We start from the raw sequence: 12,601 nt of genomic DNA on the forward strand, positions 1-12,601 counted from the left end.
TCCTGTTCTGGTGCGTGGGTGGTCCGGCGGCGAGGTGTTCTCGTCGCCACCCGAGCCTCGGCCGCCGGGGGTGCTGCGGGCGAGGTAGGGTGAGGCCTCATCATGGTCAGAACTGGACAAGCCGCCGATGTCGTCGAGATCGGCTACGACAACCCCCGCCGCCCCCGACTGGGTCTCGAGGCGCTGAGCTATGCCGAGCTCTCCGGCCGTCTGCAGCCGGGACGGTTCCGGCCGGTCAGCCGGCTCGATTTCCACCAGCTGATCCTGGTGACCGGGGGCGAGGGCATGGCGATGGTCGATTTCGTCGCCCACCCGTGCCAGGCCGGCACCGTGCTGTGGGTGCGCCCGGGGCAGTTGCAGCGCCTGCCGACCGCGCGGGACGGTGCGCCGGCCAGGCTGGACGCGACGGTGCTGCTCTTCACCCCGGCCTTCGTCCCGGCCTTCGGTGCGTCGGGCGCGGCCGGGCAGGTCGACGCGCTGCTCCAGGCGCCGGCCGCCGCTCTCTGGTCGCTCGCCCCGGCCGAGTACGCGCCGCTCGCCGGTGCCGCCGCCGAGGTGCTTGCCGAGTACGAACGCCTGCCGTCCGGCGGTGAGTTGACCGTCGAGCTGCTGCGGCTGCTGCTCGCCGGGCTGCTGGTCCGGCTGGCCAGGTGCACCCCGGCCGCGGGCCCGGGCCTGCCGGCGGACTCCGTGCTGCGCCGGTTCCAGGCGGAGTTGGAGCGCTCCTTCGCCGAGACGCGCCGGGCCCAGGACTACGCCGACCGGCTCGGCTGGGCGCCGCGCACCCTGAACCGCGCCTGCCAGGCGGCCACCGGGCGCAGTGCCAAGCAACTCATCGAGGAGCGCGTGGTGTTGGAGGCCAGCCGACTGCTGGTCCACACCGATCTGCCGGTCGCGGCGGTCGGCCGGCGGGTGGGCTTCGGCGAGCCGACCAACTTCGGCAAGTTCTTCCTGCGCGAGACCGGCCGCACGCCGGGGGAGTTCCGCTCCACGGAACGGATGTCCTGGATCGGCGAGCCGAAGTGATGGACCGTCAGGACTGCTCGCCGAGCCACAGGTCGGGGCCGAAGACCTCGTCGTGGATGTCGGCCGCGGGGACCTTTGCGGCGAGCAACTGCGCGCGGGCGGCACGCAGGAACGGCAGCGGGCCGCAGAGGTAGGCGGTCAGGCCGGTGGGCAGCGCGAGGGTGCTCAGGTCGATCCGCCCGGTGCGCTCGGCGGGCCACGCGCCGACGGGCTGCTCGTACCAGACCTCCGCGCTGGCGTTGGCGAGCTTCCCGGTGAGCTGCCGCAGCGTCTCGCGGAAGGCGTGGGTCTGTTCGCTGCGGTCGGCGTGCACCGCGATCACCTGGCGGGTGGCGCCGGTGGCGGCCAGGTGGTCGAGCATGCCGATCATCGGCGTGCAGCCGATCCCGGCGGAGACGAGCAGCACCGGCCCCTCGCCGTCCTCGTCCAGCTGGACATCGCCGAACGGCGGGCTCAGCCGCATCACCCGGGCCGGCCTGGACGTGGTCGTGCAGGTGGTTCGACACCTCCCCGGCCGGGCCCTCGGGGCTCGCGGCGGCGACCCGCTTGACGCTGAAGCAGAGCGCGTCGTCGGTGCGCCCCGAGATGCTGTACTGGCGTATCTGGCGTGCGCCGTCCGGCAGCACCACCTGCACCGAGACGTACTGTCCGGGCCGCAGCGCGGGCAGCGGGCCGCCGTCCAGCGGACGCACCACGAAGGTGACCACCTCGGCGGTCTCCTGGCGGCGGCCGGCCACCAGGCAGTCGCGCCAGAGCCGGTTGCCGGCGGCGTCGGCCTGCTCGCGCAGCCGGCCCTCGACGGCGATCAGCGCGTTGGCCATCAGCCAGAAATGAGGCCCGCTGGGTGAAGCCCGAGGGCTGCGTGCGCCGCGCCCGCCGCGGGCACCCCGTCCGGCGCCGTGGAGATGCCGGACGGTGGCCCGGCTGCCAGGGTGCTGAGGAGGAGTCAGCCGCGAATCGAAGGAGCACGCGATGGCCCAGACGCCTGGCCAGGGTGGTTGGACGATGCCGGTGGCGCCCGGCCCGCCGGAGTTCCTGCCGATCCTGGACATCCCGGAGCCCGGGCGGCAGCGTCGGCTCACCATCCTCTTCCGCTGGCTCCTGCTGGTGCCGCAGGCGATCGTGCTGTGGGTGCTGTCGGTGATCGCCTTCTTCGCGGCCGTGATCGGCTGGTTCGCCGCGCTCGTCACCGCCGAGCTGCCCGCTCCGATCGCCCGGTACCTGACCGGCTACCTGGGCTACGACACCCGGGTGACGGCCAGCGGGACCCTGCTGATCGACCGGTATCCGCCGTTCTCGTTGCGGCAGCGCCCCGACTTCCCGGTGCTGGTGCAGGTGCGGCCGGGACGGTTGAACCGGCTGGCCGTCCTCTTCCGGCTGATCCTGATGATCCCGGCGGCCGTCATCAACAGTCTGCTGGGCGCCGGCTGGGTGGTGCTCTCCTTCTTCATCTGGCTGCTGGCGCTGGTCCTGGGGCGGCTGCCGCGGCCGGTCTTCGAGGCCACGGCGGCCTTCGTGCGCTACCGCTTCCGGTTCAACGCCTACGTGCTGATGCTCACCTCCGCCTACCCGAAGTACCTCTTCGGCGAGGAGTGGCCGGCGCCGGGGGAGGAGCCGCCGGTCTCGGCCACCCGGCCGCTGGTGCTGGGCGGGCCGGGCAAGGCGCTGCTGGTGGCCTTCCTGGTGCTGGGGCTGGCCGGCCATGTCACCGCCGACTTCGCACAGAGCGGGAACGACTCCGACAAGACGGTCAACACCGCGCCCGCGCCGTAGTCCGTGCCCGGTCCGGCCGCCGGGGCCCGCCACTGGGGCCCGCTGCCGGGGCCCGAGGTCGGCGTCCGCGTCTGCGTCCACGTCCGCCGTCTGCGTCCACGTCCGCCGTCTGCGTCCACGTCCGCGTCGGCGGCGGCGTCAGCCGAGGAAGCCGCGCAGCAGTGCGGCGGTGCCCGCCAGGTGCTCCTCGGTCGAGCGGCGCGCCCCCGCGACGTCACCGGCCAGGATCGCCTCCACCATCGCGCGGTGCTGCACGCTGGCGTGCTCGATGTTGCGTTCCAGCACGGGTATCGCGTTCAGCAGGTCGTTGAGCCGCATCCGGCTCTCGGCCACCCCGGCGGCCAGCGAGGGCGAGCCGGTCAGCTCGGCGATCGCCAGGTGGAAGCGGGAGTCGAGGCGGCGGTACTCCTCGATGTCGGCGCCCTCCAGCTCGGCCAGCCGCAGCTCCAGGTAGGCGCACTGGTCCGCGCTCAGCCCGCGCCGGGCGGCCTGCTCGGCGGCGCCGGTCTCCAGTACCATCCGGAAGGTCAGGGCGTCCTCCAGCTCAGTACCCATGTCCTGGACGGCGCGGCGCAGTTGGCCGAGGTCCGGGGCGGGCAGCCGGTAGGTGACGAAGGTGCCGCCGTAGCGGCCCCGCCGGGACTCCACGCAGCCCGCCTCCTGCAGCGAGCGGATCGCCTCGCGCAGCGTCTCGCGGCTGATGCCGAGGCGCACGGCCAGCTCGCGCTCGGCGGGCAGGCGGTCGCCGTAGCCGAAGACGCCGAGCTTCACCGCCTCCAGGATCCGCTCGACGGTCTCCTCGAAGGCGTTGCCGGTCCTGACGGGGCGGAAGATCGCGCCGCCCTGCCAGTCCATCCGCGGATCGCGGTCGCCTGCAAGCTCCACCCGGAAATCGTACCGAGGTGCGAGCCGTGATGATCGGCGGATGCCCAGGCCCGCTGCCCGGCGGGGGTGGCGGTCCACAATGCGGCGGTCCCTCTTGACGCGGTGACGGCGGAGTCGGAATCATGCGCGGTACGCCAATGGTCTGGTTCCGGGCCATTGACGACCACAGTGCCGTGGGCGCACGTTTCGGATCCCCCACCGAACCCCCAAGGGGCGCGCATGACCTCCGAGCAGTCACCCGTCAACCAGGTTCCCCCACCTGTGTTGCACGCGCTTTCCTCCGATGTTTCCACCGTCGTTTCCACCGAAGCCACTGCCGAATCCTCCGGCGCCGCGATTTCCGAGGACGAACAACGGCTGCGCGAGCTGGGCTACACCCAGGAGCTGGCCCGCTCGCTCTCCGGATTCTCGAACTTCGCCGTCTCCTTCTCGATCGTCTCGATCCTGTCCGGCTGCCTGACCCTCTACGGCTTCGGCATGGTCACCGGCGGCCCCGCGCTGATCACCTGGGGCTGGCCGGTGGTCGGTGCCATGACGCTCTGCGTGGGCCTGGCGATGGCCGAGATCTGCTCCGCCTACCCGACCGCCGGAGGCCTGTACTACTGGGCGGCCAAACTGGCGCGCGGCAACGCGCCCGCGGCGAGCTGGTTCACCGGATGGTGCAACTTCATGGGCCAGGTCGCGGTCACCGCGAGCGTCGACTACGGCGCGGCCACCTTCACCAACGCGCTGCTCGACCTGCGGTTCGGCCTCAGCGCCACGCCGGAGCACACGATCGAGATCTTCGCGGTGATCCTGTTGCTGCACGGGCTGTTGAACAGCTTCGGCGTCCGGCTGGTCGCGATCTTCAACACGGTCAGCGTCTGGTGGCACCTGCTGGGCGTGCTGCTGATCGTCGGCATGCTGGCGCTGCTGCCGCAGCACCACGCCTCGGTCTCCTTCGTCTTCGGGCACTTCGTCAACCAGACCGGCTTCCAGAGCTCCTTCTACGTGGTCATGCTCGGCCTGCTGCTCGCCCAGTACACGCTCACCGGCTACGACGCCTCCGCGCACATGACCGAGGAGACCAGGGACGCGGCCCGCTCCGGGCCGCGCGGCATCGTCAACTCGATCCTGGTCTCGCTGGTGGCCGGCTGGATCCTGCTGATCGGCCTGACCTTCGCGATCCAGGACTACAACGGCGAGGTGAACAGCCCCACCGGCGAGCCGCCCGCGCAGATCTTCCTGGACGCCATCGGCCGCAACGGGGCCGAGTTCCTGCTGGTGATCGTGATCGGCGCCCAGTTCTTCTGCGGGATGGCCTCGGTCACCGCCAACTCCCGTATGGTGTACGCATTCTCGCGCGACGGTGCGCTGCCTGGCTCGCGGCTCTGGCACCGGATCGACCCGCGCACCCAGACCCCCAACAACGCGATCTGGCTGGGCACCGGCGGCGCCTTCCTGCTCGGGCTGCCCGCGCTGTGGAACACCACCGCGTTCGCCGCCGTCACCTCGGTCTCGGTGATCGGGCTCTACCTCGCCTATGTGATCCCGGTCTACCTGCGGCTGCGCCAGGGCGAGGCGTTCCAGCGCGGCCCCTGGCACCTGGGCCGCTGGAGCCGGCCGATCGGGATCGCCGCGGTCGGCTGGACCGCGCTGATCACCGTGCTCTTCATGCTCCCCACGCTCAGCCCGATCACCGTCAAGAACTTCAACTACACCAGCGTCGCCATCGCGGTGGTGCTCGGGTTCGCGGCCGTCTGGTGGTTCGCCTCGGCGCGCCGCTGGTTCACCGGTCCGCGCATCCACGACGCGCCCGCCGCCGGCGACCCGACCGAAGCGGTTCCCGACCCGAGCACCACCCCAACTCCCCAGGAGGAGACCGGATGACGAGCAGCACCAGGCTGACGCTGGATCAGCTCCGGGCCCGCGTCGCGGACGGAAGCATCGACACCGTCGTGCTGGCCATCACCGACATGCAGGGCCGGCTGCAGGGCAAGCGGCTGGACGCCGAGTACTTCCTCACCGACGTGCTCGGGCAGGCCGCCGAGGGCTGCGGCTACCTGCTCGCGGTGGACGTCGAGATGAACACCGTCGACGGCTACGAGGTCTCCTCCTGGGAGGACGGCTACGGCGACCTGACCATGGTGCCCGACCTCGGGACGCTGCGGATGGTCCCTTGGCACCCGGGCACCGCGATGGTGCAGTGCGACCTGGCGCGGCACGACGGCACCCCGGTCTCCGTCTCGCCCCGGCAGATCCTGCAGCGGCAGCTGGACCGGCTCGCCGGGTACGGCTGGCAGGCCTACGTGGGAACCGAGTTGGAGTTCATCGTGTTCCGGGACAGCTACGAGCAGGCCTGGGACAAGGACTACCGGCAGCTCACCCCGGTCAACCAGTACAACGTGGACTACTCGATCCTGGGCACCGCGCGGATCGAGCCGCTGCTGCGCCGGCTGCGCCGGGAGATGTCCGGCGCCGGGCTCACGGTGGAGTCGGCCAAGGGCGAGTGCAACCTCGGGCAGCACGAGATCGCCTTCAAGTACGATGCCGCGCTGCGGACCTGCGACGACCACGTGGTCTACAAGACCGGCTCCAAGGAGATCGCCGCGCAGGAGGGGGTGAGCCTGACCTTCATGGCCAAGTACAACGAGCGCGAGGGCAACTCCTGCCACATCCACCTGAGTCTGCGCGACGAGGCGGGTGCCCCGGTGATGGCGGGGGAGGGGGCGCACGGCTTCTCCCCGCTGATGGAGCACTTCCTGGCCGGCCAACTGGCCTGTCTGGCGGACTTCGCGCTGCTGCTCGCGCCGACCGTCAACTCCTACAAGCGCTACGTGCCCGGCAGCTTCGCGCCCACCGCGATCGCCTGGGGGCGCGACAACCGCTCCTGCGCGCTGCGGGTGGTCGGCCACGGCTCCTCGCTGCGCTTCGAGAACCGGGTGCCGGGCGGCGACGTCAACCCCTATCTGGCGGTCGCCGCACTGATCGCGGCAGGCCTGCACGGCGTGGAGCAACAGCTCGCACTAGAGTCGGAGTTCACCGGAAACGCCTACGTCTCCGACGCGCCCAGGGTGCCCGCCACGCTGCGCGAGGCGGTGGCCGCCTTCGAGGCCAGCGAGGTCGCCGCGCTGGCCTTCGGCAAGGACGTGGTGCGCCACTACACGCACGCCGGGCGGGTGGAGCTGGCCGCCTTCGAGTCGGCGGTGACCGACTGGGAGCGCCGGCGCGGATTCGAGCGGCTGTGAGCGGTGCGCCGCTGGTAGGGATCACCAGCTACCTGGAGCAGGCCGCCTGGGGCGTCTGGCAGCAACCGGCCGCGCTGATACCGCAGTTGTACGTCGACGCGGTCACCGCCGCCGGTGCCGTGCCGGTGCTGCTGCCGCCGCAGCCCGTGCGGGGCCTCGCCTGCGGCCTGCTCGACCGGCTGGACGGGCTGGTCCTGGCGGGCGGCCCCGATGTGGCGCCCGACCGCTACGACACCGAGCCCGACCCGCACACCGGCGCGCCGCACCGGGAGCGGGACGCCTGGGAGTTCGAGCTGCTGCGGGCCGCGCTGGCGGCGGACCTGCCGGTGCTCGGTGTCTGCCGGGGCATGCAGGTGCTCAATGTGGCGCTCGGCGGCGACCTCGTCCAGCACCTGCCGGACCGGATCGGTGAGCAGGGCCACCAGGTGGCGCCCGCCACCTTCAACCGCCGCCCGGTGCGGGTCTCCCGGGGCAGTCGGCTCGGCGCGATCCTCGGCGAGCGCACCGAGGTGCTCTGCTACCACCACCAGGCGGTCGACCGGATCGGCGCGGGCCTGCGCCCGGTGGCCTGGAGTGCGGACGGCACCGTGGAGGCCCTCGAACTGCCCGGCGCCCGCTTCGCGTTGGGCGTGCAGTGGCATCCCGAGGCGGATCCGGCGGACCCCCGGCTGTTCCGCTCCTTCGTCGACACCCTGACCGGGACCTCCGGGCTCCGGGGGACGTCAACCAACACCCTTGAGGAGAAGAGCGCGTGACCACTGCCCAGCTCGCCGACCGCTTCGAGGTGGTCAACCCGGCCACCGAGGAGGTGATCGAGACGGTGGCGATGGCCGGAGTACCCGAGACGGACGCCGCCATCGCCCGGGCCAAGGCCGCCTTCGAGAGCTGGCGCCGCGTCGCCCCGGCCGACCGGGCCCGGCTGCTGCGGGCCTTCGCCGCCGCCGTGGACGCCGACCGCGAGAACCTGGCCCAGCTGGAGGTGGCCAACGCCGGTCACACCATCGGCAACGCCCGCTGGGAGGCGGGCAACGCCCGTGACGTGATCGAGTACTACGCCGCCGCGCCCGAACGGCTCTTCGGCCGGCAGATCCCGGTGGCCGGCGGCATCGACGTCACCTTCCAGGAACCGCTCGGCGTGGTCGGCGTCATCGTGCCGTGGAACTTCCCGATGCCCATCGCGGCCTGGGCGCTGGCCCCGGCGCTGGCGGCGGGCAACACGGTGGTGCTCAAGCCCGCCGAGCTGACCCCGCTCACCGCGCTGCGGCTGGCCGAACTCGCGCTGGCCGCAGGCCTGCCCGAGGGCGTGTTCCAGGTGCTGCCGGGGCACGGCCCGGTGGTCGGCCGGCGCTTCGTGACCCACCCCGACGTCCGCAAGGTGGTCTTCACCGGCTCGACCAGGGTCGGCAAGGAGATCGCGGCCGGCTGCGCCGAACAGGTCAAGCCCGTCACGCTGGAACTCGGCGGCAAGAGCGCCAACATCGTCTTCGCCGACGCCGACCTCGCCAAGGCGGCGGCCAGCGCGCCGTACGCCGTCTTCGACAACGCGGGCCAGGACTGCTGCGCGCGCTCCCGGATCCTGGTCCAGCGCGAGGTGCTGGAGGAGTTCCTGGCGCTGCTGGAGCCGGCCGTGCGCGGCGTGAAGGTGGGCGACCCGCGGTTGCCCGAGACCGAGATGGGACCGCTGATCTCGGCCGCGCACCACGCCAGGGTCTCCTCCTACCTGACTGACGATGTGTCAGTTCATTTGCAGGGCACGGTTCCCGACGGCAAGGGCTTCTGGTTCCCGCCCACCGTGCTGGCGCCGGTGGACGAGCGCTCCCGGGTCTTCACCGAGGAGGTGTTCGGCCCGGTGGTCGCCGTGCTGCCGTTCACCGACGAGGCGGACGCGCTGCGGATCGCCAACGCCACCGAGTACGGCCTGTCCGGCTCGATCTGGACCCGCGACCTGGGCCGGGCGCTGCGGGTGGCCCAGGGGGTGGAGGCCGGCAACCTGTCGGTCAACTCGCACTCCTCGGTGCGCTACTCGACCCCGTTCGGCGGGTTCAAGCAGTCGGGCCTGGGCCGTGAGCTCGGCCCCGACGCGCTCAACGCCTTCACCGAAACCAAGAACGTCTTCATCTCCACGGAGGAGTAAACAGATGACCAACCGTCTCGACGGCCGCGTGGCCGTGATCACCGGCGCCGGCAGCGGCATCGGCTTGGCCAGCGCCCGGCGCCTGGCGAGCGAGGGAGCGAAGGTCGTCTGCGTCGACCTCGACGAGAACAGCGGCAAGGCCGCCGCCGCGGAGGTCGGCGGGCTCTTCGTGCGGGCCGACGTCACCGACGAGGAGGCGGTGAAGGCGATGTACGAGGCGGCGGTGGCCGAGTACGGCCGCCTGGACATCGCCTTCAACAACGCCGGCATCTCCCCGCCCGAGGACGACTCGATCCTCACCACCGGGCTGGACGCCTGGAAGCGGGTCCAGGACGTCAACCTGACCAGCGTCTACCTGTGCTGCAAGTACGCGATCCCGCACATGCAGCGCCAGGGCAAGGGCTCGATCATCAACACCGCCTCCTTCGTCGCGGTGATGGGCGCGGCCACCTCGCAGATCTCCTACAGCGCCTCCAAGGGCGGGGTGCTGTCGATGTCGCGCGAACTGGGCGTGCAGTTCGCCCGGGAGGGGATCCGGGTCAACGCGCTGTGCCCCGGCCCGGTCAACACCCCGCTGCTGCAGGAGCTGTTCGCCAAGGACCCGGAGCGGGCGGCGCGGCGCCTGGTGCACATCCCGCTGGGCCGGTTCGCCGAGCCGAGCGAGATCGCGGCGGCGGTGGCCTTCCTGGCCAGTGACGACTCCTCGTTCATGACCGCGAACACCTTCCTCGTGGACGGCGGGATCTCCGGCGCCTACGTGACCCCGCAGTAGCCGCGCACCGGCCCGCGGCGCCGTGCCGCACTCCTGGTCCGGGGTGCGGCACGGCGCCGCGGCATGCTTGCGCGGTGCGGGCGGTACGGCGTTGACTGGGGCCGGTCAGGCAGCGCCGGCAGTTGAACGGCCGGCCGCGTGAGGAGAGGACCAGCTGTGCAGCAGTACACGGACCAGTACATCGACGGAGCGTGGCGGCCCAGCCTCGGCGGCACGCCGCTGGAGGTGGTCGACCCCGCCACCGAGCAGGTGATCGCCACCGTCCCGGCCGGTACCGCCGCCGACGTCGACGCCGCCGTGGCCGCCGCCCGCGCCGCCGCCCGGGCCTGGGGCACCACCGGCCGCGAGGAGCGGCTGGCACCTTTGACCCGGCTGCGGGACGGCCTGGTCGCCCGCCAGCAGGAGATCGCCGAGACGGTGCTGGCCGAGCAGGGCAGCCCGATCGGCTTCGCCACCACCGTCCAGGCCGGACTGCCGCTCGCGGTGGCCTCCTCCTACCTGGAGCTGCTGGCCGGGTACGCGTTCGAGGAGCGGGTGGGCAACTCCACCGTGTTCGCCGAGCCGGCCGGGGTGGTCGCCGCGATCACGCCGTGGAACTACCCGCTGCACCAGATCGTCGCCAAGGTCGTCCCGGCGCTCGCGGCCGGCTGCACCGTGGTGCTCAAGCCCGCGGAGGACACCCCGCTGGTGGCCCGGCTCTTCGCCGGGATCGTCGACGGGGCCGGCTTCCCGGCCGGGGTCTTCAACCTGGTCACCGGCGTCGGCATGGTGGCGGGCGCGGCGCTGGTGGCCCACCCCGAGGTGGACCTGGTCTCGTTCACCGGCTCCACCGCGGTGGGCCGGGCGATCGGCGAGGTGGCCGGGGGCGGCATCAAGCGGGTGGCCCTGGAGCTCGGCGGCAAGTCGGCCAGTGTGGTGCTGCCGGACGCCGACCTGGGGCGTGCGGTCAACGTCAGCGCCGCCAACGTCTTCGCCAACTCCGGCCAGACCTGCACCGCGTGGACCAGGCTGCTGGTCCACCAGGACCAGTACGAGGAGGCCGTCGCGCTGGCTGCCAAGGCCGCCGCCAAGTACCGCCCCGGCGACCCGGCCTCGCCCGGGACCCGGATGGGCCCGGTGGTCAGCGCCAAGCAGCGCGACCGGGTGCGCGGCTACATCGAGGCCGGCCTGGCGCAGGGCGCGCGACTGGTGGCGGGCGGCGCCGAGGCCCCCGCGGACCTGCCGACCGGCTACTACGTGCAGCCGACCGTGCTGGCCGACGTCACGCCCGCGATGACGGTGGCGCAGGAGGAGATCTTCGGCCCGGTGCTGTCGATCCTCGCCTACCGCGACGAGGAGCACGCCGTCGAGATCGCCAACGGTACCGAGTACGGCCTGTCCGGCGCGGTCTGGGCGGCGGACGAGGAGCGCGCCGTGGCCTTCGCCCGCCGCCTGGATGCCGGGCAACTGCACATCAACGGTGGGCAGTTCAACCCGATCGCGCCGTTCGGCGGCTACAAGGCCTCGGGTGTGGGGCGGGAGCTCGGGCGGTACGGCCTGGAGGAGTTCCTGCAGACCAAGTCGCTGCAGTTCTGAGGCCTGCCGCAGTCCTCAGGCCCGCTGCAGTTCTCCGGCCGTTGTCCTTCGGGGTTCTGCCGCACCTGGCGTTGCCGAGAGTCCGACTACCGAAGAGGAACACCATGGTTCGTGCCGCCCTGCTCACCGCCGTAGGCGCTCCGCTGGAGCTGGCCGAGATCGAGTTGCCCGAACCCGGGCCGGGCCAGGTCCGGGTCAGGCTGGCCGCCGCGGGCGTCTGCCACTCCGACCTCTCGCTCGCCACCGGTGTGCTGCGCGCGCCCACCCCCGTGGTGCTCGGCCACGAGGGCGCGGGCACCGTGGCCGCCGTCGGCGACGGCGTCACCAGTGTCCGGGTGGGCGACCCGGTGGTGCTCAACTGGGCGCCGGCCTGCGGCACCTGCCACCTGTGCGGACTGGGCGAGCCGTGGCTGTGCGAGCGCGCGGGTGATGCCTACGGCCAGACCTACGGAGCGCTCGCGGACGGCACCGCCGTCTACCCGGGCCTCGGGGTCGCCGCCTTCGCCGAGGAGACGGTGGTCGGCGAGCGGGCTCTGCTGCCGCTGCCCGCCGGTGTGCCGCTCACCTCGGCCGCGCTGCTCGGCTGCGCCGTGCTCACCGGCTACGGGGCGGTGCACAACGCCGCCCGGGTCGGGGCGGGCGAGTCGGTGGTGGTCTTCGGGCTGGGCGGGGTCGGTCTGGCCGTCCTGCAGGCGGCCCGGATCGCCGGTGCGGGAGTGATCATCGCCGTCGACGTCAACCCGGCGAAGGAGGAGCTGGCGCGTCGCCACGGGGCCACCGACTTCCTCCTCGCGGACGACCAGATCGCCCGCAGTGTACGGAAACTGACGGATGGTCACGGCGCGGACCAGGCCTTCGAGTGCGCCGGCCGGGGCAGCGCCGTGCGGGCCGCCTGGTCCACCACCCGGCGCGGCGGGCGCACCACGGTGGTCGGCATCGGTGGCAAGGACGACCTGGTCTCCTTCAACTCCCTGGAGCTGTTCCACTTCGCCCGCACGCTGAGCGCCTGCGTGTACGGCAACAGCGACCCGGCCCGGGACGTCCCGCTGCTCGCCGAGCACGTGCGTGCCGGGCGCCTCGACCTGGAGGCGCTGATCACCGACCGGATCACGCTGGACGAGATCCCGGCCGCCTTCGAGCGGATGCGGGCGGGGCAGGGCGGGCGGTCGTTGGTGGTCTTCTGAGCGGTCCGCCGAGTGCTCCTCTGAG

At 72.5% G+C, this 12,601-nt stretch carries 12 protein-coding genes; 10 read left to right on the forward strand and 2 right to left on the reverse strand.

Annotation, left to right across the window (positions count from 1 at the left end):
• Positions 1–102: 102 nt before the first annotated feature.
• Positions 103–1,026: a helix-turn-helix domain-containing protein gene (locus OG294_RS33825; protein WP_327070362.1), complete on the forward strand. Its 924-nt coding sequence runs from the start codon at positions 103–105 to the stop codon at positions 1,024–1,026.
• 7 nt (positions 1,027–1,033) lie between these two features.
• Here the strand turns inward: OG294_RS33825 and OG294_RS33830 are convergent, their stop codons facing one another.
• Positions 1,034–1,489, reverse strand: a complete 456-nt coding sequence (locus tag OG294_RS33830) for a hypothetical protein (RefSeq protein WP_327071772.1) — start codon at positions 1,487–1,489, stop codon at positions 1,034–1,036.
• Between the two features lie 83 nt (positions 1,490–1,572).
• On the opposite strand from OG294_RS33830, the gene OG294_RS33835 reads away from it, so the two are divergent.
• Together OG294_RS33835 and OG294_RS33840 are read left to right on the forward strand one after the other, a co-directional pair.
• The gene (locus OG294_RS33835; RefSeq protein WP_327070363.1) at positions 1,573–1,860 is read left to right on the forward strand and encodes a hypothetical protein; all 288 of its coding nucleotides are present in this window, start codon (positions 1,573–1,575) and stop codon (positions 1,858–1,860) included.
• A gap of 138 nt (positions 1,861–1,998) precedes the next feature.
• The gene (locus OG294_RS33840; RefSeq protein WP_327070364.1) at positions 1,999–2,799 is read left to right on the forward strand and encodes a DUF4389 domain-containing protein; all 801 of its coding nucleotides are present in this window, start codon (positions 1,999–2,001) and stop codon (positions 2,797–2,799) included.
• Positions 2,800–2,937: 138 nt separating this feature from the next.
• On the opposite strand, the gene OG294_RS33845 is transcribed toward OG294_RS33840, so the two are convergent.
• Positions 2,938–3,654: a FadR/GntR family transcriptional regulator gene (locus OG294_RS33845; protein ID WP_442789377.1), complete on the reverse strand. Its 717-nt coding sequence runs from the start codon at positions 3,652–3,654 to the stop codon at positions 2,938–2,940.
• 249 nt (positions 3,655–3,903) lie between these two features.
• On the opposite strand from OG294_RS33845, the gene OG294_RS33850 reads away from it, so the two are divergent.
• From OG294_RS33850 to OG294_RS33880, 7 genes are all read left to right on the forward strand, one after another.
• Positions 3,904–5,553 carry an amino acid permease gene (locus OG294_RS33850; RefSeq protein ID WP_327070366.1) on the forward strand — a complete coding sequence of 550 codons (1,650 nt, stop codon included), beginning with the start codon at positions 3,904–3,906 and terminating at the stop codon, positions 5,551–5,553.
• The gene (locus OG294_RS33855) at positions 5,550–6,911 is read left to right on the forward strand and encodes a glutamine synthetase family protein (RefSeq protein ID WP_327070367.1); all 1,362 of its coding nucleotides are present in this window, start codon (positions 5,550–5,552) and stop codon (positions 6,909–6,911) included. Before OG294_RS33850 ends, OG294_RS33855 begins: the two co-directional genes overlap by 4 nt.
• On the forward strand, positions 6,908–7,666 hold the full coding sequence (locus tag OG294_RS33860) for a gamma-glutamyl-gamma-aminobutyrate hydrolase family protein (protein ID WP_327070368.1): 759 nt from the start codon (positions 6,908–6,910) through the stop codon (positions 7,664–7,666). Before OG294_RS33855 ends, OG294_RS33860 begins: the two co-directional genes overlap by 4 nt.
• Positions 7,667–7,737: 71 nt before the next feature.
• Complete coding sequence (locus OG294_RS33865; RefSeq protein WP_442789378.1) at positions 7,738–9,045, forward strand: aldehyde dehydrogenase family protein; 1,308 nt, start codon at positions 7,738–7,740, stop codon at positions 9,043–9,045.
• A gap of 4 nt (positions 9,046–9,049) precedes the next feature.
• Complete coding sequence (locus tag OG294_RS33870) at positions 9,050–9,817, forward strand: 3-oxoacyl-ACP reductase (RefSeq protein WP_327070370.1); 768 nt, start codon at positions 9,050–9,052, stop codon at positions 9,815–9,817.
• A 156-nt stretch (positions 9,818–9,973) separates the two neighbouring features.
• Entirely contained in the window at positions 9,974–11,392 is a 1,419-nt protein-coding gene (locus OG294_RS33875; protein WP_327070371.1) for an aldehyde dehydrogenase family protein, read from the forward strand.
• A gap of 104 nt (positions 11,393–11,496) precedes the next feature.
• The gene (locus tag OG294_RS33880) at positions 11,497–12,576 is read left to right on the forward strand and encodes a Zn-dependent alcohol dehydrogenase (RefSeq protein ID WP_327070372.1); all 1,080 of its coding nucleotides are present in this window, start codon (positions 11,497–11,499) and stop codon (positions 12,574–12,576) included.
• Positions 12,577–12,601 lie beyond the last annotated feature (25 nt).

Source organism: Kitasatospora sp. NBC_01302 (assembly GCF_035976515.1).
GTDB lineage: Bacteria > Actinomycetota > Actinomycetes > Streptomycetales > Streptomycetaceae > Kitasatospora.

What these genes read in the sequence shown, in the direction of transcription:
- OG294_RS33855 (WP_327070367.1), top strand. Translation starts at nt 5,550, where the DNA reads ATGACGAGCAGCACCAGGCTGACGCTGGATCAGCTCCGGGCCCGCGTC.
- OG294_RS33825 (WP_327070362.1), top strand. Translation starts at nt 103, where the DNA reads ATGGTCAGAACTGGACAAGCCGCCGATGTCGTCGAGATCGGCTACGAC.
- OG294_RS33865 (WP_442789378.1), top strand. Translation starts at nt 7,738, where the DNA reads ATGGCCGGAGTACCCGAGACGGACGCCGCCATCGCCCGGGCCAAGGCC.
- OG294_RS33840 (WP_327070364.1), top strand. Translation starts at nt 1,999, where the DNA reads ATGGCCCAGACGCCTGGCCAGGGTGGTTGGACGATGCCGGTGGCGCCC.
- OG294_RS33870 (WP_327070370.1), top strand. Translation starts at nt 9,050, where the DNA reads ATGACCAACCGTCTCGACGGCCGCGTGGCCGTGATCACCGGCGCCGGC.
- OG294_RS33880 (WP_327070372.1), top strand. Translation starts at nt 11,497, where the DNA reads ATGGTTCGTGCCGCCCTGCTCACCGCCGTAGGCGCTCCGCTGGAGCTG.
- OG294_RS33830 (WP_327071772.1), bottom strand. Translation starts at nt 1,489, where the DNA reads ATGCGGCTGAGCCCGCCGTTCGGCGATGTCCAGCTGGACGAGGACGGC.
- OG294_RS33845 (WP_442789377.1), bottom strand. Translation starts at nt 3,654, where the DNA reads ATGGACTGGCAGGGCGGCGCGATCTTCCGCCCCGTCAGGACCGGCAAC.
- OG294_RS33850 (WP_327070366.1), top strand. Translation starts at nt 3,904, where the DNA reads ATGACCTCCGAGCAGTCACCCGTCAACCAGGTTCCCCCACCTGTGTTG.